This window comes from Pseudomonas sp. 37 R 15 (assembly GCF_900004865.1).
In the GTDB taxonomy this organism is placed as follows: Bacteria; Pseudomonadota; Gammaproteobacteria; order Pseudomonadales; family Pseudomonadaceae; genus Aquipseudomonas; species Aquipseudomonas fluorescens_AM.
Map to the genome: position 1 here is coordinate 1 of NZ_CVTV01000058.1, position 22,039 is coordinate 22,039.

Below are 22,039 nucleotides of genomic sequence, written 5' to 3' on the forward strand. Positions count from 1 at the left end.
TTTTTGATGTTTGGTTGCGGGAGCCGGATTTGAACCGACGACCTTCGGGTTATGAGCCCGACGAGCTACCAGACTGCTCCATCCCGCGTCTGTGTGTCGGCATTCTACAGAGGAACGCGAGTGTGTCAACCCTAAAATCGAACAAAAGCGCTTGTGGTTCAATTGGTTAGCTCTCCAAGGCAGGCTTGCGAAGGGCGCGGGGCCAGTCAGGCCAGGGCTTTCAGCTCTATTGGAAGGTCGAACTCGATTGAGAAAACCAATTCATCTTGGATATTTCCTACCGCTCAGGCGGAAGATTCAAACTACTGGTGCTATATACAGGGGTGAATGCGATACTGGCCACCCGTTGATTCACACCCCGTTTATATGACGCAGCGCAAAATCATCCACGTCGACTGTGATTGCTTCTACGCCGCCATCGAGATGCGCGACGACCCGAGCCTGGCGCAAAAACCCTTGGCTGTCGGTGGCTCGGCAGATCGGCGGGGGGTGATCGCTACGTGCAATTACGAAGCGCGGGCTTACGGGGTGCGCTCGGCGATGTCATCGCGTCACGCGTTGAAGCTGTGCCCGGACCTGACGATCGTCAAGCCGCGTATGGATGCCTATAAAGAAGCGTCGAAGGAAATCCAGACGATCTTTCGCGACTACACCGACCTGATCGAGCCGTTGTCGCTGGATGAAGCCTACCTCGACGTCTCCGACAGCCCGCATTTTGGCGGCAGTGCCACGCGCATCGCCCAGGACATTCGCCGGCGTGTGTCCAATCAGTTGCACATCACCGTGTCTGCCGGCGTGGCGCCCAACAAGTTTCTGGCCAAGATCGCCAGCGATTGGAAGAAACCCAACGGCCTGTTTGTGATTACCCCGGACCAGATCGAAGATTTTGTCTCGCAGTTGCGGGTGAGTAAATTGCATGGAGTGGGCAAGGTCACCGCCGACAAGCTGGCGCGCCTGGGCATTGAGGATTGCCTGCAATTGCGTGAGTGGAACAAGCTGGCGCTGGTGCGCGAATTCGGCAGTTTCGGGGAGCGTCTCTGGAGCCTTGCCCGTGGGATCGATGACCGCGTGGTGCAGAACGACAGTCGGCGGCAATCTATCAGTGTCGAAAATACCTACGATGTGGACTTGCCGGATCTTTCCAGCTGTCTGGCCAAGCTGCCTGAGTTGATGGAAACCCTGGCTGGGCGCATGGCGCGTATCGACAGCAGCTACCGGGCAGGCAAGCCGTTCGTGAAGGTCAAGTTCCATGACTTCACCCAGACCACCCTGGAGCAGGCCGGGGCAGGTCGGGATCTGCAGAGTTATGAACAGCTGATGACCCAGGCGTTCAACCGTGGTGGGAAACCAGTGCGATTGTTGGGGATCGGGGTGAGGTTGCTGGATTTGAGCAGCGGCAACGAACAGCTCGAGTTGTCCTGGTAGAACCCCTGGTAGAACCCGGGATTAAAAAATGAGAGAGATCCAAATGTGGGAGGGGGCTTGCCCCCGATAGCGGGGTGTCAGTGTCAGATGTACTGACTGACACACTGCAATCGGCGGCAAGCCCCCTCCCACATTTGGATCTTTGAACGGTCTGAAAACTCAGCGTGGGCCAGGATCTGCGACGAGTCGCCCCGCATCCTTGGCCAGTGCCTGCAAAAACTCCTGCTGCAATTCCGGATCGTTGCGCGTCAGTTCAATCAGGCTTTGCTCAAGCTCGCTGGCTTCTTCTTCCAGGCCCAGCTCCGAGAGGCGCTTGACCCGGTGCACCCACTGGTTGACTTCGTCGTCTTCCAAATCGTCATAGATCAGGCCATGGGCTTCCAGCAATTTGCCGCGCAGGGTGTTGCTGATCGCCAGGGTCGAATCCGTGTGCACATCGTCCTGGCCGTCTTCCACGCTGATCTTCAAGGTGGTGACGCGGTTCAGGTCCTGCTCGGCAAACGGACTGTCCAACAGGTTCAGGCGCAGGACGCCGTCGCGGTCAGTGGTCAGTTCATGGGTCTGTTTGCCGGCGGTGACCTGTACCGGGCGTTCGCTCCAGGGCAGGCTCGAATATTCCAAGCGCTTGTCACGCTGCACTTCATCGATAGCCGCGAGGTTCTGCTGCGCACGACCGTGGGATTGCACGTTCATGAACGGGTTGATGCCGTCCACGCCGTAGCTCAGCCAATCGTGCGTCATGCTGGCAGGCAGGTTGCCGAGGGCGAAGATATTCGCCACATTGGCCCCCGCGCCGGCCACCAACGCAACGGCACCCAGTGGCATCTCATAGAGTTTGCGCCAGGGCTGGTAGGGCGTGTAGCGGTCGTAACGTCTTGTGACTTCGAATTCGGTGACCTCGAAAGTCTTTTGCTCGTGAATCCGAACCCGACGTTGCGGCAGCTCCAGCACTTTGGGCTCACCCACATCGATCTGCAGGCTGTGGTCGAGCAACTTGCGCTCGACCCGCTCCTCGTGCTCACTGCGTTGCGACATCTGGTTGGCGCAGCCGCTGACCAGCAGGGCGCCGCACAAGGCGGCGCCCCCCAGGGCTCTGGTGTTTCGCTTGAACATGACTTCTCTTGATCTGGTTTTCAGCGACGAATACGCGCCTGAAGGAAAGACAGCACGTCAGCCACCGGCAACGGTTGGGCATCGGCTTCGGTCCGGCTCTTGTATTCCAGATTGCCATCGGCCAGGCCGCGGTCACTGACCACGATCCGGTGCGGGATGCCAATCAACTCCATGTCGGCGAACTTGATGCCCGGGCTGGTTTTCTTGTCCCGGTCATCGAGCAGCACTTCAAAACCGGCGGCCGTCAGTTCGGCATACAGTTTGTCGGTGGCTTCGCGTACTTGCTCGGTTTCATAGCGCAACGGCACCAGCGCAACCTGGAACGGCGCCAGCGCGTCGCTCCAGATAATGCCTTTCTCGTCGTTGTTCTGCTCGATGGCAGCGGCGACCACACGGGAAACGCCAATGCCGTAGCAGCCCATGTCCAGGGTGATCGGCTTGCCGTTCTCGCCCAGTACTTCGCACTTCATCGCCTTGCTGTACTTGTTGCCCAGCTGGAAGATGTGCCCGACTTCGATGCCGCGCTTGATCTCCAGGGTGCCCTTGCCATCCGGGCTCGGGTCGCCGGCCACGACGTTACGCAGGTCAGCCACCGTCGGAACCGGCAGGTCGCGCTCCCAGTTCACGCCGAAGTAGTGCTTGTCGTCGATGTTGGCGCCGATACCGAAGTCGCTCATCAGCTCGACGGAACGGTCGATGATGATCGGCAGCGGCAGGTTCAGCGGGCCGAGGGAACCGGCGCCGGCGCCAATGGCGTCGCGCAGTTCGGCATCGGTGGCCATGACCAGCGGACTTGCCACGCCAGGCTGCTGGGCCGCCTTGATTTCGTTGAGCTCGTGGTCGCCACGGATCACCAGGGCGATCAGCTTGCCTTCTTCTTCGGCACGCACGATCAGGGTCTTGATGGTCTTTTCAATCGGCAGATTGAATTTTTCCACCAGGGCCGCGATGGTCTTGGTGTCCGGGGTATCGACCAGGCGCAGCTCTTCAGCCGGCGCCGGGCGCGAGGTTTCGCGCGGTACGGCTTCGGCTTTTTCGACGTTCGCCGCGTAGTCCGAACCATTGCTGAACGCAATGTCGTCTTCGCCGGATTCGGCCAGCACGTGGAACTCGTGGGAGCCGGCACCGCCGATGGAGCCGTTGTCCGCTTCAACCGGGCGGAATTTCAGGCCCAGGCGCGTGAAGATATTGCAGTAGGCCTGGTGCATGCGGTCGTAGGTCGCCTGCAACGACGCCTGGTCGGCATGGAACGAATAGGCGTCCTTCATGATGAATTCACGGCCGCGCATCAAACCGAAGCGTGGGCGGATCTCATCACGGAATTTGGTCTGGATCTGATACAGGTTCAGCGGCAATTGTTTATAGCTGCTCAACTCATTGCGCATCAGGTCGGTAATGACTTCTTCGTGGGTCGGGCCGGCGCAGAAATCGCGGCCATGACGGTCCTTGAAGCGCAGCAGCTCGGGGCCGTACTCTTCCCAGCGTCCGGATTCCTGCCACAGTTCAGCCGGTTGGGTGCTCGGCATCAACACTTCCAGAGAGCCGGCGGCGTTCATTTCTTCACGAACGATGGCTTCGACCTTGCGCATCACCTTCAAGCCCATGGGCAGCCAGGTGTACAGGCCCGAGGCCAGTTTGCGGATCATGCCGGCGCGCAGCATCAGCTGATGGCTGATCACAACCGCGTCGGAAGGCGTTTCTTTCTGTGTGGCGAGCAAATATTGACTGGTACGCATGGTAGGCCGTTGTCGGTTGCTTGGACTTGAAATGACTTGGGATTGTACGGGCGGTTGCTGCTGGAGTACAGGCGTGACATTGCGGGGGATCTGACTGACTGTAGAAGATCCGAATGTGGGAGGGGGCTTGCCCCCGATAGCGGTGTTTGAGCGACGAGATACTCAGCTGTCCCACCGCAATCGGGGGCAAGCCCCCTCCCACATTTCAGTCTTCTGCAGGTGGATTCAACCGGGCGCGGCGGTTTTCCTGGAACCAGTGCAGCGCAATCAGGAACAGCGTCGGCACCCCCAGCAGGCAGGTGATCATGAAGAAGTTGTGATAGCCGAACTTCTCCACCATCACCCCCGAATACCCGCCGATCAGGCGCGGCAGCAACAGCATGATCGAGCTGAGCAGGGCGTATTGGGTGGCGGAGAACTTGAGGTTGGTCAGGCTCGACAGGTAGGCGACAAATGCCGATGTGGCCAGGCCCGAGCTGAAGTTATCCAGGGAAATGGTGACAATCAGCATCTGCAGGTCGGGGCCCATGTCGGCGAGCATCACGAACAACAGATTGGTGCCGGCCGAGGCCACGCCGCCGATGAACAGGATCGGCAGGATACCGAACCGCACGATCAACAGGCCACCCATACCGGCGCCGATCAGGGTCATGATCAGGCCGAAGATCTTGCTGACCCCGGCAATCTGGTCCTTGGTGAAACCCTGGTCGATATAGAACACGTTGGCCATCACGCCCATGACGGTGTCGGACATGCGATAGGAGGCGATCAACCCGAGCAGCAGCAACGCCTGCCAGCGGTAGCGCAGGATAAAGTCGTTGACCGGCGTCAGCACCGGCGCCAGGCCGCGCCGGCCCATGGCGGAGAGACACATCGCAGTCAGCAGGATATAGAGGATGGCGCGCAGGAATGCGCGGTCTTCCATCAACAATTCCCACAGGCTCACGCCCTCGAACAGCACGCTGGCGAAGTCAGTGTTGTACAGCTGGGTAAACATCGCCGGCACGGACACCAGCAGCACGATCAGCACGAACACCGACACCAGCTGATGCGCGAAGCTGTAGCGCCCGGCCTGCAACTGGGTGCGCAGCGGCACGTTGGGTTCGCGCATGAACAAGGTGGTGAGCAGCGCCGGGACCATCAACACGCCGAACAGCACATAGGTGCCGGTCCAGGCCGAATGTTTATAGTTGAAACCGGTGGAACCGAAGCCCTCTGCAAAGAACAGCGCACCGGCCGTGGCCAGCAGGGCGGCGATGCGATAACCGGACATATAACTGGCGGCCAGGGCGGCCTGGCGGTTGTCGTCAGCGATTTCCAGGCGGTAGGCATCGACGGCGATGTCCTGGGTGGCCGACGCGAATGCAACGACGACGGCAATGGCGATCAACCAGGACAAGTGTTTTTGCGGGTCACAAAAGCCCATGCCGATCAATCCGAGGATCACCAGCGACTGGGAGAGCACCAGCCAGGAACGCCGGCGCCCGAGTTTTCCGAGCAATGGCAGGCGCCATTGGTCGAGCAGCGGCGACCAGACCCATTTGAAGGCGTAGGCCAGCCCGATCAGGCTTGCATAACCGATGGTCTCGCGGGCAACGCCTGCTTCGCGCAACCACACGGAAAGCGTCGAGAACACCAACATATAAGGCAGGCCGGCAGCGAAACCGAGCAACAACAGCACTAACGTCGAGGGGCTGGCATAGGCGGCGAGCGCGGCGCGCCAGGTTTTACGGGGCATGGGCTGGAGTCTGCCTCAGATTTGCGGAAACAAAGCGCGCACTCTAACCGCTGTGCTCTACCGGACGCCAGCCATGGCGCTGAATATCAACACGATTGTTCAGGATAGTGACGCCTTCGCTACGTAAACGCGCACGTTGCTCGTCACCGGATGCACTGCCCAGCGGCAGGCTTATCCGACCACCGGCACCCAGCACACGGTGCCAGGGCAATCGGGTATCTGCGGGGAGCTGGCTCAAGGTGCGTCCGACCCAGCGCGCGGCGCGCCCCAAGCCTGCCAGGTGCGCCAACTCGCCGTAACTGACCACGCAGCCTTCAGGCACCTGCGACAACGTCAGGTAAAGTGCGGTGCGGCGCATTTCGGCGGGGTTTTGCGGGGTGTCGGCGGGTTCATTCACTGCGAGGCTGTCCGTTGAGAACATCGGTGTTTTTGTGAGAAACGTCTGTAAGCTTGGCGTCGAGCATGGAACTCAATATAAATAGTTGAGTCAGTTCAGGCTATCTAACACGATAGCCTCTTCTTTTCGCCAACCCCGAGCCCCGTATCCGCTTATGTTGTCCAGAACCCTGCTGTGCCTCGCTGTCCTCAGTGCTTCCACGCCCCTGCTCGCCGATACCGTCTGGTTGAAAAACGGTGACCGCCTGACCGGCAAGATAAAAGTCTTCGACGGCGGCAAGCTGCTGATCCAGACCAGCTACGGCGGGGCGATCCCGGTGGACTGGAAGCAGGTGAAAACCCTGGAGAGCGATCAGGAGTTGCTGGTCAAGCAGGACGCCTACGACGGCGAAAAGGCCAAGTCCCTCAAGCCTGCAGAGGATGGCAAAGTCGTGCTGGCCAATGGCGAAGCGCCCAAGACTGTGGACTTGGCCAGCATCCAGCAGATCCTCAAGCCCAAGCCTGTGATCGAAGATCTGGTCTGGAAGGGCAACATCGACCTGGCGCTGGACTACAAGCGCGCCGACAAAGACACCAACGACTACGACATCGACTTCAAGACTTCAGCCCGTCACGGCCAGTGGCGCCACACGGGTAAGGGCGAATACAACCGCGAGTTCCAGGACGACGTCACCACCACCGACAACTGGGCGTTGGAATACGACCTGGACCGCTTTATCACCGAGCACTGGTTCTGGCAGGGTCGCCTGACCTACAAGCGAGACAAGGTCGAAGACCTGGCACGTCAACGCACCGTCGGTACGGGCCCTGGCTATCAGTTCTGGGACGATGAACTCGGCGCGTTCTCCCTCGGCTCGCTGGTCAACCGCACCGATTACGAATACGCCGATGGCGGCAAGGACAACTTCTACTCCCTGGCCATGAAGTGGAACTACAACCGCTACCTGGTGGGCAAGACCGTTGAGTTCTTCACCAACGGCGAGCTGGGCAAGCCGCTGGACGGTCCGGCCGACTATTCCCTGGATGCCGAGATGGGCCTGCGCTACAAAGTCACCGAGTGGGCGTCGCTCAATCTCAAGGCTGAACGCGATGTCATCAGCGGCGACTCCGACAGCAGCTTGAGCAAGACCCGCTACACCGCAGGCTTTGGTGTGGCCTGGTAAAGCGACACGCTGGCAACCTGCGTGGATATTGATTACCTTGTGTTGAGATCCATTCCCATATGCCATGGGCGGCGGAACAACCCAGGAGTCATACAGTGAGCGCGCACGTTGCCAGGAACGCCCGAGAGCTGTTGCTCAAGGAATACCGTGGGGCCTTGGCCACACTGTCCAAAGCCATGCCCGGTTTTCCCTTCGGTTCGGTCGTGCCGTACTGCCTCGACGCGCACGGCCAGCCGCTGATCCTGATCAGTCGCATCGCCCAGCACACGCACAATTTGCAGAACGACCCCAAGTGTTCGTTGCTGGTCGGTGAGCGCGAAGCCGACGATGTGCAGGCCGTCGGGCGCCTGACCTACCTGGCGCAAGCCGAAAAGCTGGAAGACGCCGCCAGCATCGAAGCCGCTGCCGAGCGCTACTACCGCTACTTCCCTGACTCGGCCAATTACCACCAGGCCCACGATTTCGATTTCTGGGTGCTCAAACCGGTGCGCCACCGTTATATCGGTGGGTTTGGCGCGATCCACTGGGTCGATCAACTGACCCTGGCCAATCCGTTCGCGGGCAAGGCCGAGCGCAGCATGATCGAACACATGAACAGCGATCACGCCAAGGCCATCGCCCATTACGTCGACCTCGCCGGTTTACCGACGACCGAGACTGCGCAACTGGCCGGCATCGACAGCGAAGGCATGCACCTGCGCATTGGCCAGTCCCTGCACTGGTTGCCGTTTGCCGAGTCTTGCAACACACCGACACAAGTACGCGAAGCCCTGGTTTCATTGGCTCACGCGCAGACCTGGCCGAAAAAATCAGACGTTCGCGCTTGAATTCACGAAAAGGCGACGTCATCTAAGGTGAACTAGCAAGGCATTCTTGCGTTGAGGAACCATTTGATGCGCCCTTTTTTGTTGCTTTTTCTATTGTTCCCGGTGCTGGAGCTGTTCGTATTCGTTCAAGTCAGCGGTGCGATCGGATTTTTCCCGGCACTGTTACTGATCATTCTCGGCTCGATGCTCGGCGTTCTGGTGCTGCGCGTCGCCGGCCTGGCGACGGCCCTGCGCGCCCGTGAAAGCCTGAACCGCGGTGAGCTGCCCGCCCAGACCATGCTTGAAGGCCTGATGATGGCCCTGGCCGGTGGCCTGTTGATCCTGCCGGGCTTTATCAGCGACGTGGTCGGTCTGGTGATGCTGCTGCCGGTCACGCGCAAACTGCTGGCCGGCAAGATGCGCCAGCGTGCCGAAGAAGCGGCCATGCGCCAGCGCGCGTTTGCCGAAGACCTGCAACCCCGTGGCGGTCCGGCCCCGCGCCAGCCCCTGGGGCGGGAAGGCGATGTGATCGAAGGCGAGTTCGAACACCGCGACAGCAAATAAAGACCTCACCGGCACGGCACCTTCGGGTGCCGTGTTGCATTCATTCCTGATCAACACACAAAAAAAATTCGTTCGCTGCCCCTTGTAATAAGCCTGGGCGCCCTTATGTAACGGTCACCGCAAGGTTTCTGGTGGTGACACTAGACAGACTTCCGCGGTTCGCCCAGCGAGCCGCGACCGGCACCGCCGGAATTTAACCCGCCGGAATTGATACCGGCCGATGAAAAACACAATTAGGAGAGATCGACAATGAGCAAGCTTCGTCCTCTGCACGACCGCGTCGTCATCCGTCGCAGCGAAGAAGAAAAGAAAACCGCCGGTGGGATCGTCCTGCCAGGTTCGGCTGCTGAGAAAGCCAACCACGGCGTGATCGTCGCTGCTGGCCCAGGCAAGACCCTGGAAAACGGTGAAGTACGTGCGCTGGCCGTGAAAGTGGGTGACAAGGTTGTTTTCGGCCCTTACTCCGGCAGCAACACTGTGAAAGTCGACGGCGAAGACCTGCTGGTAATGGCTGAGAACGAAATTCTCGCTGTACTGGAAGGCTGATTTTCCCGCTCATTTTCCCGTTACTACAAAGTATTTAAGGAATATCGATCATGGCTGCTAAAGAAGTTAAATTCGGCGATTCCGCCCGCAAGAAAATGCTCACCGGTGTCAACGTCCTGGCTGACGCAGTAAAAGCGACCCTGGGCCCGAAAGGCCGTAACGTGATCATCGAGAAAAGCTTCGGCGCTCCGACCATCACCAAGGATGGCGTTTCCGTAGCCAAGGAAATCGAACTGGAAGACCGTTTCGAGAACATGGGCGCGCAGCTGGTCAAAGACGTTGCCTCCCGTGCCAACGATGACGCCGGCGACGGCACCACCACCGCTACCGTCCTGGCTCAGGCCATCGTCAACGAAGGCTACAAGGCCGTCGCTGCCGGCATGAACCCGATGGACCTCAAGCGCGGTATCGACAAAGCGACCATCGCGATCGTTGCCGAGCTGAAAAACCTGTCCAAGCCATGCGCTGACACCAAGGCTATCGCTCAGGTAGGCACCATCTCCGCCAACTCCGACAGCTCCATCGGCGACATCATTGCCCAAGCCATGGAAAAAGTCGGCAAGGAAGGCGTGATCACCGTTGAAGAAGGCTCGGGCCTGGAAAACGAACTGTCGGTTGTAGAAGGCATGCAGTTCGACCGTGGCTACCTGTCCCCGTACTTCGTCAACAAGCCGGACACCATGGTTGCCGAGCTGGACAGCCCGCTGATCCTGCTGGTCGACAAAAAGATCTCCAACATCCGCGAAATGCTGCCTGTACTGGAAGCCGTTGCCAAAGCCGGCCGTCCGCTGCTGATCGTCTCCGAAGACGTTGAAGGCGAAGCCCTGGCGACCCTGGTTGTGAACAACATGCGTGGCATCGTCAAAGTCGCAGCCGTCAAGGCTCCAGGCTTCGGCGACCGTCGCAAGGCCATGCTGCAGGACATCGCCGTATTGACCGGCGGTACCGTTATCTCCGAAGAGATCGGCCTGAGCCTGGAAAGCGCCACCCTGGAAAACCTGGGTAGCGCCAAGCGCGTGACCATCTCCAAGGAAAACACCATCATCGTTGACGGTGCTGGCGTTGAAGGTGACATCGAATCGCGTATCGCTCAGATCCGTACCCAGGTTGCCGAGACTTCCTCGGACTACGACCGTGAAAAACTGCAAGAGCGTCTGGCCAAACTGTCCGGCGGCGTTGCAGTGATCAAGGTTGGCGCCGGTTCCGAAGTTGAAATGAAAGAGAAGAAGGCCCGCGTTGAAGACGCCCTGCACGCAACCCGTGCAGCCGTTGAAGAAGGCGTGGTACCTGGCGGTGGCGTTGCGCTGATCCGTGCTCTGGAAGCCCTGACCAATCTGACCGGCGACAACGCTGACCAGAATGTCGGTATCGCTGTACTGCGCCGTGCCGTTGAAGCACCGCTGCGCCAGATCGCTGCCAACTCCGGCGACGAGCCAAGCGTTGTGGTCAACGAAGTCAAGAACGGCAAAGGTAACTACGGTTACAACGCTGCGACTGGCGTCTACGGCGACATGATCGAAATGGGCATCCTGGACCCAACCAAGGTGACTCGTTCCGCACTGCAGGCAGCTGCTTCCATCGGCGGCCTGATCCTGACCACCGAAGCTGCCATCGCTGAGAAGCCAAAGGCTGAAGGCGCAGGTGGTGGCGGTATGCCAGACATGGGCGGCATGGGTGGCATGGGCGGCATGATGTAAGCCAGCCTCACCCGGCTACTGAAAAACCCCGCCTGCAGTGATGCAGGCGGGGTTTTTTGTTGTTTCGGCCTTCTGGCCGCCCCGTGAGGGGGGCCGGTGTACTCGGTTAAACAATGTGGGAGGGGGCTTGCCCCCGATGACGGTGGGTCAGTTAAACATTTATCAACTGACCTACCCTCATCGGGGGCAAGCCCCCTCCCACGTTGATCTTCATTTCAATGGGCGATGATTTTCCACGCACTGGCGTAGCGAGTCTGTGAAGTTATAGTGAAAATCTCGTTCAATATAAATATCGGTTGAAAACCTATATCGATGACCTGTGCAGGTCTATCCCTGAGCGACACTTGGCCTTAAGCTGCGCGAGCCAACACGGCTGTTACCGCGTACGGAGCACTGCCCATGCGAATTTTATTGGTTGAAGACAACCGCGATATTCTGGCCAACCTGGCCGATTACCTGGGGCTCAAAGGCTACACAGTGGATTGTGCGCAGGACGGTCTGTCGGGCCTGCACCTGGCGGCCACCGAGCACTACGACTTGATCGTGCTCGACATCATGCTGCCTGGCATCGATGGCTACACCCTGTGCAAACGCCTGCGCGAAGATGCGCGCCGCGACACGCCGGTGATCATGCTGACTGCCCGTGACCAGTTGGACGACCGGCTGCAGGGCTTCAAGTCCGGCGCCGATGACTACCTGCTCAAGCCGTTCGCCTTGTCGGAGCTGGCCGCCCGTATCGAAGCGGTGTTGCGCCGTGCCCAAGGTGGCGGGCGTCGTGCCCTGCAAGTGGGCGACCTGAATTATGACCTGGATACGCTGGAGGTGACCCGAGAAGGGCGCCTGCTGAAACTCAACCCGGTCGGCCTGAAGTTGCTGGCGGTGCTGATGCAGAAAAGCCCGCACGTATTGCGTCGGGAAATCCTCGAAGAAGCCTTGTGGGGCGACGATTGCCCGGACAGCGACAGCCTGCGCAGTCACGTTCACCAACTGCGCCAAGTGATCGACAAACCTTTCGCCAAGCCGTTGCTGCAAACGGTACACGGTGTGGGCTATCGCCTGGCCGAGGGCCGTGATGGAGTTTAAGCAAAGCCTTGCCCAGCGGATCATCATCGCCTTTGCCTTGATGAGTGCGTTGGTGGCGGGGGCCTTCGCCATGGGCATTGTCGCGACCGTGCACCTGGTGGAAGAGAAGTTGATTTCGGCAGGCCTGGGCGGCGACCTGCAACGTCTGCTGTTGATGGACAGCATGGAAGACTGGCGACATCGGCCCGAGCCTGACCAGTTGTTCTATTTCAGCGGCGGCCCCGGCGATTTCGAGCTGCCCAAGGATTTGCGGCATCTGGACCCGGGCTTTCATGAGGTGTTTCGCGAGTCGCTGTCCTACCATGCCATGGTCGAAGTGATCGATGGCCGGCGTTATGTGCTGCTGCAGGACCAAAGCGATTTCGAAGAGCGCGAGCGTGTGCTGTTTGCCGTGGTGCTGGTGGGCTTTGTGCTCAGCCTGGCACTGGCGGTGTTCCTGGGTTGGGTGCTGGCGCGCAAGGTGATGGCGCCGGTGGTGCGCCTGGCCCGCCAGGTGCGCCATCGCGACCAGTTGCTTGGACTTGCGCCACCGTTGGCGCCGGATTATGCGGCCGACGAAGTGGGCGAATTGGCGGTGGCGTTCGACGCCACCCTGGGTCGCTTGCGCCAGGCGCTGTCTCGCGAACAGTTGTTTACCAGCGATGTGAGCCATGAACTGCGTACACCCTTGATGGTGTTGGCCAGTTCCTGCGAATTGCTGCTGGAGAATCCGGCGATCGATCAGCGCGGGCGTAATCAGGTCCAGCGCATCGCCCGGGCCTGTGAAGAGATGCGCGAACTGGTGCAGACTTTTCTGATGCTGGCCCGCGCCAAGCATGACGATGCCGCCATGTCGGCCCAGGTCAACCTGACCCAGGTTGCCGAGGACCTGCTCGGAATCTGGCGCGGGCCCATCGAGCAAAAAGGCCTTGAGTTGATCTACTGCCCAGGTACCCCGCTGGAGACACGCTACAACACGACGTTCCTGCATGCGGTGATGGGCAATCTGTTGCGCAATGCACTGCATTACACCGAGCAAGGGTTTATCCGCCTGACCCTGGAGCCCAGCGGCTTTGTGGTGGAGGACACGGGTGTGGGCATTCCTGAAGACAAGCGCGAAGCGATGTTCGAGCCGTTCGTGCGTGGCAGCGAGAAGCGCGGCGAGGGTCTGGGGTTGGGCTTGTCACTGGTGCAGCGTATCTGTGAAAGCCAGGGCTGGAGCGTCACCCTGAGCACCATGGAGCCCAATGGCTGCCGTTTTCATGTGGAACTGGGTCAAGTCAGAACCTGACCGTTCAGTCTGTCAATTTGCTGCTGCACGACGCCTGCTTTTCGGCGAAGATGGCCCGATGCTACTGAATGTTTCTGTAAAGTCTTGAAATGTATGGGATTGGACAGGACAAGTTTTTCACAACGAGTTGACCTGTTGATCACAGTTCGCTGCTTAGGGTTGTAGGCATCAGTTACCGGAGACTCAAGATGCCTTCCCCGATCAAGTTGGAATTTTCAGAAAAGTACGACGATCAACACGCGCGGCAATACCTGCTCAAGCATCGGGACAATCTGGCTCGCCGGTTGTCCCACAAGCGCGATGAGCAACTGGCGCGTGGTGCGCTGGCCATGGCCGGTGAGCCGGGCCTGGTGTTGGACTTGCCGTGTGGTGCCGGACGCTTTTGGCCATTGCTGGCCGAGAAACCCAATCGTGTGATCATCGGGGCCGACAATTCGGCGTCGATGCTGAAGGTCGCCACGGCGGCCCAGCCGGCGGAAGTGGTAAAACGGGTACGCCCTTTGCAGACTTCCGCCTTTGATATCGATTTGCCAGACAACTCGGTCGACAGTATTTTCTGCATGCGCTTGATGCACCACATCGGTGACCCGGCGCACAGGATGACAATACTTCGGGAGTTTCAGCGGGTTAGCCGTGACAGCGTGATTATCTCGCTGTGGGTGGATGGCAATTTCAAGGCCTGGAAGCGTAGGCGCGCCGAGGTGCGGCGTCGTAAGAAAGGTGAGCAGGAAGGTTACCAAAACCGGTTTGTGTTACCGGCTGCTACTGTCGAGGCAGAATTCGAGCAGGCCGGTTTCCGAGTTCAGGAATCCCTGGACTTCATGCCGCTCTACGCCATGTGGCGAGTCTATGTATTGCGTAAGAGGTAACAGGATGGCAGTTGAGTGCGTAGTCGGCAGTCATATAGCTCCCGAAGAACGATTTGATTTTTTCTGGCGTCAGCAGGGTGAGTGGGTGGAAGAGCCCAACCGTCGGCGTGGCGGTGAAAGTGGCGTACAGCGGGTGATCAGTCCCAACGGGCGATTGCTCTATTGCAAACGCCAGACGGGTCATATCTACCGCAGTTGGTTGCATCCGTTTGGACGTCCGACCGTGTTGCGTGAGCGTGATGCCCTCAAGGGCCTGCGCTTGCTGGATGTACGGGTGCCGGAGTTGGTGTTCTGCGAGGCGCGACGCGACCCCGAGCATCAGTGGAAAGCATTGCTGGTCACCGCTTCGCTGGACGGTTTCGATGAAATCGAAAACTGGTACGCCGCCGGTGGCCGTGAGCAATATGGTGAGGCGGTCCACGAGCGCTTGCTCGAGGAATTGGCCGCTACCCTGGCGCGTATGCACAAAGGCCGCTGGCAGCATGGTTGCCTGTACATCAAGCACATCTTCGTCCGGGTAACCGGCGAGGGCGATGCGGTGAACGTTGAAGTGGCACTGCTGGACTTTGAAAAATGTCGCCAGCGTTTGACCGCTTATCGAGCCGCCTCCCATGACATGCTGCAATTGCGCCGCCATTCGTCGTGGAATGATACCGACTGGAAAAAACTCAGCTACTTTTACGAGACGGCGTTTGGCAGCGCTATCAAGGGTTTAACCAGATGAAGCTAGAAATAGCACGAGGTTTGTTCCTGGTCGGGGCGCTAGGGGTTACAGCCCTGGCCCTGGCTGCCTGGGAACAGCCTCGCACACAGGTACTCAGTGCGCCCCAAGGCGGTGGGCAATGCCTGCTGCCACGTGTGGCCAAGGTCAGTGTGGCGGCCAAACCCGATCATGAGTTGCTGTTATTCATGTTCGGGATGTCTCAAGCGATGAGGCCGCAGAGTTGAAACGATTGAAACCCCCGGAAAAGGCCTCGCGATGCGAGGCCTTTTTTTTGCGCTATCGGGTCAGTGCCCTGGTGGTGTTGTCCGCTTTGGTCAGTGTCGTGTACACCGTGGGCAGGACGAATAGGGTGAACAAGGTACCGATCGACATGCCGGTGGCGATCACCATGCCGATATCGAACCGACTGACCGCGCCCGCGCCGCTGGAGAAAATCAACGGCACGACACCCATGACGGTGGCCAGCGTGGTCATCAGAATCGGCCGCAGACGGATCGCGGCAGCTTGCTCGACCGCAGCCCGCGCGGACAGGCCTTGTTGCTTGCGCAGTTGATTGGCGAACTCGACGATCAGAATCCCGTGTTTGCTGATCAAACCGATTAACGTGACCAGGCCGATCTGCGTGTAGATATTCAGGGTGGACCACCCCAGAAACAGCGCGATCAATGCGCCGCCTATCGACAGCGGCACCGTCACCAGTATCACCAGGGAATCACGCAGGCTTTCAAACTGCGCCGCCAACACCAGCGCGATGATGGCAAGTGCCAGGCCGAACGTGCCCCATAGCGCATTGCCCTCCTGCACAAACTGGCGTGTAGCGTTGCGGTAATCGAAGGTGTAATCCGCTGGCGCTTCCTCCTGTGCGATGTTTTGCAAGGTCTGCAATGCGTTGCTCATGCCGACGATTGGAAACGCCGATACCGTGACTGAATTGAGCTGCTGGAACTGATTCAACCGCTGTGGCCGAACCTGAGGGCTGGACACGGTGACCAGCGTCGACAAGGGTAATAATTGGCCCTTGGCGTTTTTTACCGCGTACTGGTTCAGCCAGTCGGGGTTGTCTCGGTAGTCGCGCTCGACTTGCGCAATCACTTTGTAGAGATGACCGTCGATACTGAATCGATTGATTTCCGCTTCAGCCAGGAGGGTGGTCAGGGTCAGGTCCAGATCCTCCATGGATACGCCCATCTGGGCGGCCTTGGTCCGGTCAATTTCGACCATGACTTCAGGGCGGTCGAATGCCAGGTCGATATCCACGTAGGCAAACTTTCCCGAGTCGATCGCGCGTTGTTTGATGCGCTCGGCTACGCTCATCATCGAACTGTGGTCCTGCTGGGAACTGATGACAAAGCCAAAGGGCAGGCCTTCACCGGTACCCGGCAGGGAGGGCAAGTTGAATGCGAAAACTTGCAGGCCGGGGTTGTTGTCGAGTTTTTCGCGCAGTGGCTCCAGCACTTGCATCTGTGTGCGCTCACGTTCCCCCCAGGTTTTGAGCAGGAAGCCGCCGACGCCTGAATGTACGCCATCCAGCCCATTGATCTGGAAGGATGCCTGGTATTCGGGCAGGGTTTTGAACGGTTCGATAAAGTCCTGGGTGTAGCGGTTCAGGTAGGCCAGGTTTGTTGCCTGGGGGGCATTGGACAGGATGAAAATCAGGCCTTTGTCCTCGTCGGGCGCCAATTCCGAGAGGGTGAACGTGAGCATGGCCGGGATCAGGCAGAGCACCAGCGAGGCGAAAACCATTACCACCGACTGCGCTTGCATGATCTGGCGCAGGCGGCGCTGATAGCGTTTTTTCAAGGCATTGAAGAAGCGCTCCAGAACCCGCGACAGGCCCTTTGGCTGTTCTTCAGGCAGCAGCAAAATGGCGCACATCATCGGTGACAGCGTCAACGCCACGATCCCGGAAATCACTACAGCGCCAGCCAGTGTCAGGGCAAACTCCTTGAACAACGCCCCGGTCAAGCCCTGCATGAAGCCAATGGGTGCAAAAACCGCGGCCAGCGTGATGGTCATGGACACCACCGGAATGCAGACCTCTCTTGCCCCCTTGATCGCGGCTTCAAGCGGGGATTTGCCTTTTTCGATGTGCCGGTGAATGTTTTCCATCATCACGATGGCGTCGTCGACCACCAGGCCGATAGCCAGGACCATGGCCAGCAGCGTCAGCACGTTGATGGAATAGCCCAGCAGTTGCATGAGGAACAACGTGCCTAGCAGCGACAGTGGAATGGTGATGACTGGAATGATCACTGAGCGTAAGGAACCCAGGAACAAAAACACCACCAACACCACAATCAGTACGGCTTCGAGCAGGCTGGACAGCACCTGGTCGATCGAAGCGTTGATATACAGCGTCGAATCGTAAGCAATATCCGTGTGCAGGTCGGGTGGCACCTGCGTCTGCAATTGGGGCATCAATTGGCGGACGCGCTTGCCCAACTCCAGTGGGTTGGCATCGGGCGTGGCTTGAATGCTGATATAAACCGCCGGGATACCGTTGAACGTGCTGAAACTGTCGTAATTTCGCGAGCCCAATTCCACGCGCGCCACGTCTCCCAGACGTACCTGGTTGTCGCCGTCGGTTTTCACCGGGATCGCACTGAATCCCTCGGCCGATTGGAGTTCGGTGTTGGTGGTCGCGCTGGTGACGACATATTCGCCGGTCAGGTCCCCCGCGACAGGTTGTACGTTGTAGCGCCTGATGGCCTGGGTTACGTCACTGGCGCTCAGGCCAAACCCCGCGAGTTTTATCGGGTCGAGCCACAGGCGCATGGCGAAGTTCTGACTGCCGATAATCTGCGCTTGCGCCATGCCCGGCAGTGTCACCAGCCGAGGCTGGACGACCCGCTGCAGATAGTCGGTGATCTGCGCATTGTTCATGGTGTTGCTGGAAAAACTCAGGTACATCAGCGCAGTGCTATCCACTGCAACCTTGCTCAGTACCGGTTCTTCGATGCCACTGGGCAACTGGTTTCTGACTTCATTGGACTTGGCCAGCAGTTCGGTAAACAAGCGGTTGCTGTCGGCGCCGACCCGACTATAGATGGAGATGATCGATATATTCTGACGACTGGACGACGTCATATAGTCGATGCCTTGCGCGCTGGCCAGGCTTTGTTGCAAGGGTTGGGTGATGTAACTCTGGATGGTTTGCGCACTCAGGCCCGGGGCGACCGTGGTGACCGTGATCAGCGCGTTTTCCATTTGTGGAAACTGGCGCAGTTGCAGTTTCTTGTAAGCCTGGCATCCAAGCAGCACGATCAGCAGGCTGACGACCACCGCCAGTACCGGGCGACGAATGAACAGGTCGGTGAAGGTCATTGCGTGCCCTCCCGATCAGGCATCGGCCGCGGCCCATCCGCCTGGCTTCGGTCGATACTGATGCGCACAGGGGTGCCGTGTTTCAGTTTGAGCTGGCCGGCAGTGACCACCTGTTCGCCCTTGTTCAGCCCCTTGGAAACCACCACCAGGCCATGGCGACGCTCACCCGTTTCGATCAGGCGTTGCTCGGCGATCAGTGGCGGCGTATCGCTGGCATCGGCGGTCTGCGGCTCACCGTTGTTATCAGGTGTTATTACGAAAACGTACTGACCATAGGGGCTGAAGGCGATCGCACTTTCCTGGATGACGGTTTGTGCCGTCGGTTCGTCCAGCAGCACCCGTAGATTGGCGAACATTCCCGGTAGCAGATCGTCGCGAGGGTTGGGCAGCGTCGCACGTACCAGCACGTTTCGCGTGCTGTCATCGACGATCGGGTTGATGGCGCTCACCTTGGCGAGGCTGAAGTTGCCGGGGCGTGCCGAGACTTCAACCTGAACCGACTGCCCGATCCTGATCAGCTGAACGGCTTGCTCGGGCACATAAAAGTCAACATAAAGCTGGCGTCTGTCCTGCAAGCTGGCGATGACCTGGGTACTTTGCAGGTAATCGCCCACATTGACCTGGCGGATGCCAATGGTGCCGGTGAAGGGGGCAACGATGTGCTTCTTTTCCAGCGCTGTAGTGCGCTGTGCAACGACGGCAGTGTTTCGATTGAATTCAGCGCCGAGCCGATCGAATTCGCCTTTGGAGATGGCGCTGATCTCCACCAGTTTCTGGCCGCGCTCGAAGTTCTGACGGGCCAGGCGTTGGTCGGCCTTTGCCACGTCCAGCTCGGCCTGCTCGGTCTGGTGCTCAAGCTGCAGCAAGGGCTGTCCAGCTTCGACCATTTGCCCGGACTCAAAGTGCAGCTGTGTCACAACGCCGGGCACCTCAGTGCTCAGGTCGATACCTTGCAATGCCTTGAGCGTGCCCGCCGCCGGCATTTGGCGCTGCCAGGGTATTTCAAAGGCATTGGACGTCGCCACGCTGACCGGTGGTTTGGGCCCATGCAAAAGCTGCAACTGCTGATAAATCCAGTACGTCTTGTAGCCGGCAAGCATCAGGACGACTGAAAGAACGAGGCTGAGCATGATAATCATCCGGCGGGCCGGCATGGTCATAGTGGGGTCCTTGTGAGACGTGTGCAGATTGTGAACGGCGCGCGAGCACGCAAGAGCAAGCGGCGCGGCACGGAGCGCCGCAGTCTTGATCAGGACAAGGACGGGGATAAGTAGTCGTTTCGCAAGTTGTTGTGAGAATACTGGAAGGCGATTGAGAGACAGTTCTACAGATTGTGTGGGGGAATGTGCCAAGCAGCTGTCGGCGAATAGGCTCCTGGGTGTCAGCCCAGGAGCGTTGAGATCTAAGCGGGAGGTTACGTCATCAGATGCAGGTGGTTATCCCACAACCCTGCGGGCAAGGTCAGCGGCGTCGCTACTGGCTGTTTCTGGCGGCAATCGTAGAGGCGGCAGCGCCCCTGGCCCGAGGTCACGACAAACCCGTCCGCCACCGCGCCCACTCCGGCGCAATCGGGCAGCGGGCCGTCCAGGCGCAACTCGCCATTGTCCATGTCCCAGATAAAGAAGCGATTACCCCGCGGCGCCGTCAGCGCCACCAGCCGCAGCTCGCTGTGTACCGCAACACTGGCGGTGTAGTGCCCCATTGCCTGCCATTGTTCATCGGCCACCGGGAACGCCACGAAAGGCTGACCCGGACGCTTGATGGCGAGCAATTCGGAATGCTCCTGTGACGGTCCCATGAACTGTTGCCCGGTGAGGATGGTGCCATCGCTGGCGATCCCCATGTGGCGCACGCTGTTCATCTGCTGGCCCAGGGTTTCCTTGCTGATCAGGCTGCCGTCGCGGTGCATCAGCACCAGGCTCGGCTCCATGGCGTTGAGGTTCATCTCCACGCGGCTTTCGGCTTCGGTGCGGATGCCGCCGTTGGCCACCACCAGGGTTTCGCCATCGGGCATCCAGGACACCTGGTGCGGGCCGATGCCGTGGGTGGAGATCTCGCCGCTGTGCACCAGCCGCTCGCCTTCGAACTTATACACACCCAACAGGCCACGGCCGGGGTCGGAGGTGTCGTTCTCGGTGGCATACAGCCAGTCGCCGCTCTTGTGGATCACCGCGTGGCCATAGAAGTGGCGATTGGCGTTCGAGGTGATGGTTTGCAGGAGCGCGCCGTCACGCAGGTCGATCAGGTAGCTCTCGGTGCCCGGGCGGCGGGCGACAAACAACGCAATCGGCAGCGTCGGGTGGTTGATGATGTCGTGGCAGCGCTGGCCGACCTGGGTGGCGAACACCTGCTTGCCGTCCAGGCGATAACCGACGGCGTAGTGCCTGCCGTCTGCGTCATCGCGCGCCGACAGCAGCAGCGGGCTCTTGTCCTTGTGCTTGAACAGCGTCCAGCCGCCCAAGGTGAGTGCGCTGAGCAGTGCGCTGCCAACCGCCAAAGCCTGTCGCCTGAGCATCATCAGTCACCGTCGTTGGCGTTGAAGCCCAGCTGGATGCCCAGCGCCTTGGCCAGCTCGCCTTCGTGCAGGCGATGGACCACGTTGAGGCTGTCGTAGAGGTCGTTGAGCTGCTGGCGCCCGGCGTCGTCGTTCAACAGTTCGTTGAGGGTACGCTGGTTGCTGGCAAACAGTTTGAGAGACGCGGCATAGGCGGCGTCGATCTTGTCGGCCAGGGCTTTCTGATCGGCCGGCAACAGCCCGCGCAGGCCTTTGTTGTCAACGCCCACCCACACGGTCTGGGCCGCCGCGAGGCTGGCTTCCAGGCTTTGCAGGGACGACTGGCTGCGCCATGCATCGGCCTGGAACGGCTGCGGGATGCCCTTGGTCTGGCGACCCATCGGCGTGCCGAGTTTTTTCTTCAGGGTATCCAGGGCGGTCACTTGCACGCGCAGCAGATCAGCGATGGCTTCGTGGGAGTCGGCGTAACGCTGGTTCGGGAACTTGGTCATCTGCGCAAGCATGCCGTCAGTGCTGTTCCAGCTCGCCAGGATCTCTTCGGCCAGGGCTTTCTGGCGTTCGCCGATGGCCATCAACAGCGGGCAGTAACGGGCTTTCTGGGCCGCGTCGGCAACGTCGGGCTTGGCGTCGTAGAGGATATATTCGTAGGCCGACAGGCCTTGCACCACCACGCTGGATTTGGCGAGGGCGGCCGCATCGATCTGCGGCTGGGCGCTGACCAGTTGCTCGACCTGACGACCCACCAGGTTTTTCTTGTCCGGCCAGAACTGGATCTGCCAGGCGCGGTTGCCTTCGGCCAGCGGGCCGATCAGCAGCGGTTGCAACTCGGCCCAGGCTTTTTGCGCGTGGAGGAAGTCGGCACGGGCGGTGTCCAGGCTTTCTTTATCCTGGCAATAGGCGAGGGCGCTGACGGCCAACTGACGGTCGGCCTCGACCCACCGGCTGTAGGTCGGCAAGATGACTTGCTTGGCGATGGCGGCCGAGGTCACCGCTTGCGGGTCCTGGGGCGAGCAGGCACCGAGGGCAAGGGCGGCCAGGCTGGTGAACAACAACTTGGGACGGAACATGTC

General features: G+C 59.6%; 19 protein-coding genes and 1 tRNA gene. 11 read left to right on the top strand and 9 right to left on the bottom strand.

The window, feature by feature from the left end; translation table 11 throughout:
- Window positions 1–11 precede the first annotated feature (11 nt).
- A tRNA-Met gene (locus tag BFQ04_RS23415) sits at window positions 12–88 on the bottom strand.
- 278 nt (window positions 89–366) lie between these two features.
- On the opposite strand from BFQ04_RS23415, the gene dinB reads away from it, so the two are divergent.
- Window positions 367–1,425 (top strand): DNA polymerase IV, encoded by a 1,059-nt coding sequence (dinB, locus tag BFQ04_RS23420; protein ID WP_065951311.1) that lies wholly within the window; start codon window positions 367–369, stop codon window positions 1,423–1,425.
- A gap of 159 nt (window positions 1,426–1,584) precedes the next feature.
- Here dinB and BFQ04_RS23425 read toward each other — a convergent pair whose 3' ends face one another.
- The 4 genes from BFQ04_RS23425 to BFQ04_RS23440 form a co-directional block, all read right to left on the bottom strand.
- On the bottom strand, window positions 1,585–2,538 hold the full coding sequence (locus BFQ04_RS23425; RefSeq protein WP_065951312.1) for a hypothetical protein: 954 nt from the start codon (window positions 2,536–2,538) through the stop codon (window positions 1,585–1,587).
- A gap of 20 nt (window positions 2,539–2,558) precedes the next feature.
- Window positions 2,559–4,274, bottom strand: coding sequence for a proline--tRNA ligase (locus tag BFQ04_RS23430; protein WP_065951313.1), 1,716 nt, complete (start codon window positions 4,272–4,274; stop codon window positions 2,559–2,561).
- A gap of 205 nt (window positions 4,275–4,479) precedes the next feature.
- Entirely contained in the window at window positions 4,480–6,012 is a 1,533-nt protein-coding gene (locus tag BFQ04_RS23435; protein WP_065951314.1) for an AmpG family muropeptide MFS transporter, read from the bottom strand.
- Between the two features lie 43 nt (window positions 6,013–6,055).
- Entirely contained in the window at window positions 6,056–6,433 is a 378-nt protein-coding gene (locus BFQ04_RS23440) for an MGMT family protein (RefSeq protein WP_065951315.1), read from the bottom strand.
- A gap of 130 nt (window positions 6,434–6,563) precedes the next feature.
- Here BFQ04_RS23440 and BFQ04_RS23445 point away from each other — a divergent pair, with 130 nt between their 5' ends.
- From BFQ04_RS23445 to BFQ04_RS23490, 10 genes are all read left to right on the top strand, one after another.
- Window positions 6,564–7,571, top strand: coding sequence for a DUF481 domain-containing protein (locus BFQ04_RS23445; RefSeq protein ID WP_065951316.1), 1,008 nt, complete (start codon window positions 6,564–6,566; stop codon window positions 7,569–7,571).
- A 95-nt stretch (window positions 7,572–7,666) separates the two neighbouring features.
- Complete coding sequence (locus BFQ04_RS23450) at window positions 7,667–8,398, top strand: HugZ family pyridoxamine 5'-phosphate oxidase (RefSeq protein ID WP_065951317.1); 732 nt, start codon at window positions 7,667–7,669, stop codon at window positions 8,396–8,398.
- 66 nt (window positions 8,399–8,464) lie between these two features.
- A complete protein-coding gene (locus BFQ04_RS23455) occupies window positions 8,465–8,941 on the top strand; it encodes an FxsA family protein (protein ID WP_065951318.1) in 477 nt (158 codons plus the stop codon).
- A 249-nt stretch (window positions 8,942–9,190) separates the two neighbouring features.
- Window positions 9,191–9,487 (top strand): co-chaperone GroES, encoded by a 297-nt coding sequence (gene groES, locus BFQ04_RS23460; protein WP_017846112.1) that lies wholly within the window; start codon window positions 9,191–9,193, stop codon window positions 9,485–9,487.
- A gap of 50 nt (window positions 9,488–9,537) precedes the next feature.
- Window positions 9,538–11,184, top strand: coding sequence for a chaperonin GroEL (groL, locus tag BFQ04_RS23465; RefSeq protein ID WP_065951319.1), 1,647 nt, complete (start codon window positions 9,538–9,540; stop codon window positions 11,182–11,184).
- A 399-nt stretch (window positions 11,185–11,583) separates the two neighbouring features.
- Window positions 11,584–12,267, top strand: a complete 684-nt coding sequence (gene colR, locus BFQ04_RS23470) for a two-component system response regulator ColR (protein ID WP_003208587.1) — start codon at window positions 11,584–11,586, stop codon at window positions 12,265–12,267.
- The gene (locus tag BFQ04_RS23475; RefSeq protein ID WP_065951320.1) at window positions 12,257–13,537 is read left to right on the top strand and encodes a sensor histidine kinase; all 1,281 of its coding nucleotides are present in this window, start codon (window positions 12,257–12,259) and stop codon (window positions 13,535–13,537) included. Before colR ends, BFQ04_RS23475 begins: the two co-directional genes overlap by 11 nt.
- 188 nt (window positions 13,538–13,725) lie before the next feature.
- A complete protein-coding gene (locus BFQ04_RS23480; protein WP_065951321.1) occupies window positions 13,726–14,406 on the top strand; it encodes a class I SAM-dependent methyltransferase in 681 nt (226 codons plus the stop codon).
- A 4-nt stretch (window positions 14,407–14,410) separates the two neighbouring features.
- A complete protein-coding gene (locus BFQ04_RS23485) occupies window positions 14,411–15,130 on the top strand; it encodes a lipopolysaccharide kinase InaA family protein (protein WP_065951322.1) in 720 nt (239 codons plus the stop codon).
- Entirely contained in the window at window positions 15,127–15,354 is a 228-nt protein-coding gene (locus BFQ04_RS23490) for a hypothetical protein (RefSeq protein WP_065951323.1), read from the top strand. The genes BFQ04_RS23485 and BFQ04_RS23490 overlap by 4 nt, the downstream gene beginning before the upstream one ends.
- A gap of 52 nt (window positions 15,355–15,406) precedes the next feature.
- Here BFQ04_RS23490 and BFQ04_RS23495 read toward each other — a convergent pair whose 3' ends face one another.
- From BFQ04_RS23495 to BFQ04_RS23510, 4 genes are all read right to left on the bottom strand, one after another.
- The gene (locus BFQ04_RS23495; protein WP_065951324.1) at window positions 15,407–18,454 is read right to left on the bottom strand and encodes a multidrug efflux RND transporter permease subunit; all 3,048 of its coding nucleotides are present in this window, start codon (window positions 18,452–18,454) and stop codon (window positions 15,407–15,409) included.
- On the bottom strand, window positions 18,451–19,608 hold the full coding sequence (locus tag BFQ04_RS23500; RefSeq protein ID WP_065951351.1) for an efflux RND transporter periplasmic adaptor subunit: 1,158 nt from the start codon (window positions 19,606–19,608) through the stop codon (window positions 18,451–18,453). The genes BFQ04_RS23495 and BFQ04_RS23500 overlap by 4 nt, the downstream gene beginning before the upstream one ends.
- Before the next feature lie 260 nt (window positions 19,609–19,868).
- Window positions 19,869–20,969 carry a DUF1513 domain-containing protein gene (locus BFQ04_RS23505; RefSeq protein WP_065951352.1) on the bottom strand — a complete coding sequence of 367 codons (1,101 nt, stop codon included), beginning with the start codon at window positions 20,967–20,969 and terminating at the stop codon, window positions 19,869–19,871.
- Window positions 20,970–20,971: 2 nt separating this feature from the next.
- The gene (locus BFQ04_RS23510; protein ID WP_065951325.1) at window positions 20,972–22,036 is read right to left on the bottom strand and encodes an imelysin family protein; all 1,065 of its coding nucleotides are present in this window, start codon (window positions 22,034–22,036) and stop codon (window positions 20,972–20,974) included.
- Between the last annotated feature and the right edge of the window lie 3 nt (window positions 22,037–22,039).

Bases quoted from the DNA above. Each gene is read 5' to 3' on its own strand.
- dinB (WP_065951311.1), top strand. From the start codon at position 367: ATGACGCAGCGCAAAATCATCCACGTCGACTGTGATTGCTTCTACGCC.
- BFQ04_RS23425 (WP_065951312.1), bottom strand. From the start codon at position 2,538: ATGTTCAAGCGAAACACCAGAGCCCTGGGGGGCGCCGCCTTGTGCGGC.
- BFQ04_RS23430 (WP_065951313.1), bottom strand. From the start codon at position 4,274: ATGCGTACCAGTCAATATTTGCTCGCCACACAGAAAGAAACGCCTTCC.
- BFQ04_RS23435 (WP_065951314.1), bottom strand. From the start codon at position 6,012: ATGCCCCGTAAAACCTGGCGCGCCGCGCTCGCCGCCTATGCCAGCCCC.
- BFQ04_RS23440 (WP_065951315.1), bottom strand. From the start codon at position 6,433: ATGTTCTCAACGGACAGCCTCGCAGTGAATGAACCCGCCGACACCCCG.
- BFQ04_RS23445 (WP_065951316.1), top strand. From the start codon at position 6,564: ATGTTGTCCAGAACCCTGCTGTGCCTCGCTGTCCTCAGTGCTTCCACG.
- BFQ04_RS23455 (WP_065951318.1), top strand. From the start codon at position 8,465: ATGCGCCCTTTTTTGTTGCTTTTTCTATTGTTCCCGGTGCTGGAGCTG.
- groES (WP_017846112.1), top strand. From the start codon at position 9,191: ATGAGCAAGCTTCGTCCTCTGCACGACCGCGTCGTCATCCGTCGCAGC.
- groL (WP_065951319.1), top strand. From the start codon at position 9,538: ATGGCTGCTAAAGAAGTTAAATTCGGCGATTCCGCCCGCAAGAAAATG.
- colR (WP_003208587.1), top strand. From the start codon at position 11,584: ATGCGAATTTTATTGGTTGAAGACAACCGCGATATTCTGGCCAACCTG.
- BFQ04_RS23475 (WP_065951320.1), top strand. From the start codon at position 12,257: ATGGAGTTTAAGCAAAGCCTTGCCCAGCGGATCATCATCGCCTTTGCC.
- BFQ04_RS23480 (WP_065951321.1), top strand. From the start codon at position 13,726: ATGCCTTCCCCGATCAAGTTGGAATTTTCAGAAAAGTACGACGATCAA.
- BFQ04_RS23485 (WP_065951322.1), top strand. From the start codon at position 14,411: ATGGCAGTTGAGTGCGTAGTCGGCAGTCATATAGCTCCCGAAGAACGA.
- BFQ04_RS23490 (WP_065951323.1), top strand. From the start codon at position 15,127: ATGAAGCTAGAAATAGCACGAGGTTTGTTCCTGGTCGGGGCGCTAGGG.
- BFQ04_RS23495 (WP_065951324.1), bottom strand. From the start codon at position 18,454: ATGACCTTCACCGACCTGTTCATTCGTCGCCCGGTACTGGCGGTGGTC.
- BFQ04_RS23500 (WP_065951351.1), bottom strand. From the start codon at position 19,608: ATGCCGGCCCGCCGGATGATTATCATGCTCAGCCTCGTTCTTTCAGTC.
- BFQ04_RS23505 (WP_065951352.1), bottom strand. From the start codon at position 20,969: ATGCTCAGGCGACAGGCTTTGGCGGTTGGCAGCGCACTGCTCAGCGCA.
- BFQ04_RS23510 (WP_065951325.1), bottom strand. From the start codon at position 22,036: ATGTTCCGTCCCAAGTTGTTGTTCACCAGCCTGGCCGCCCTTGCCCTC.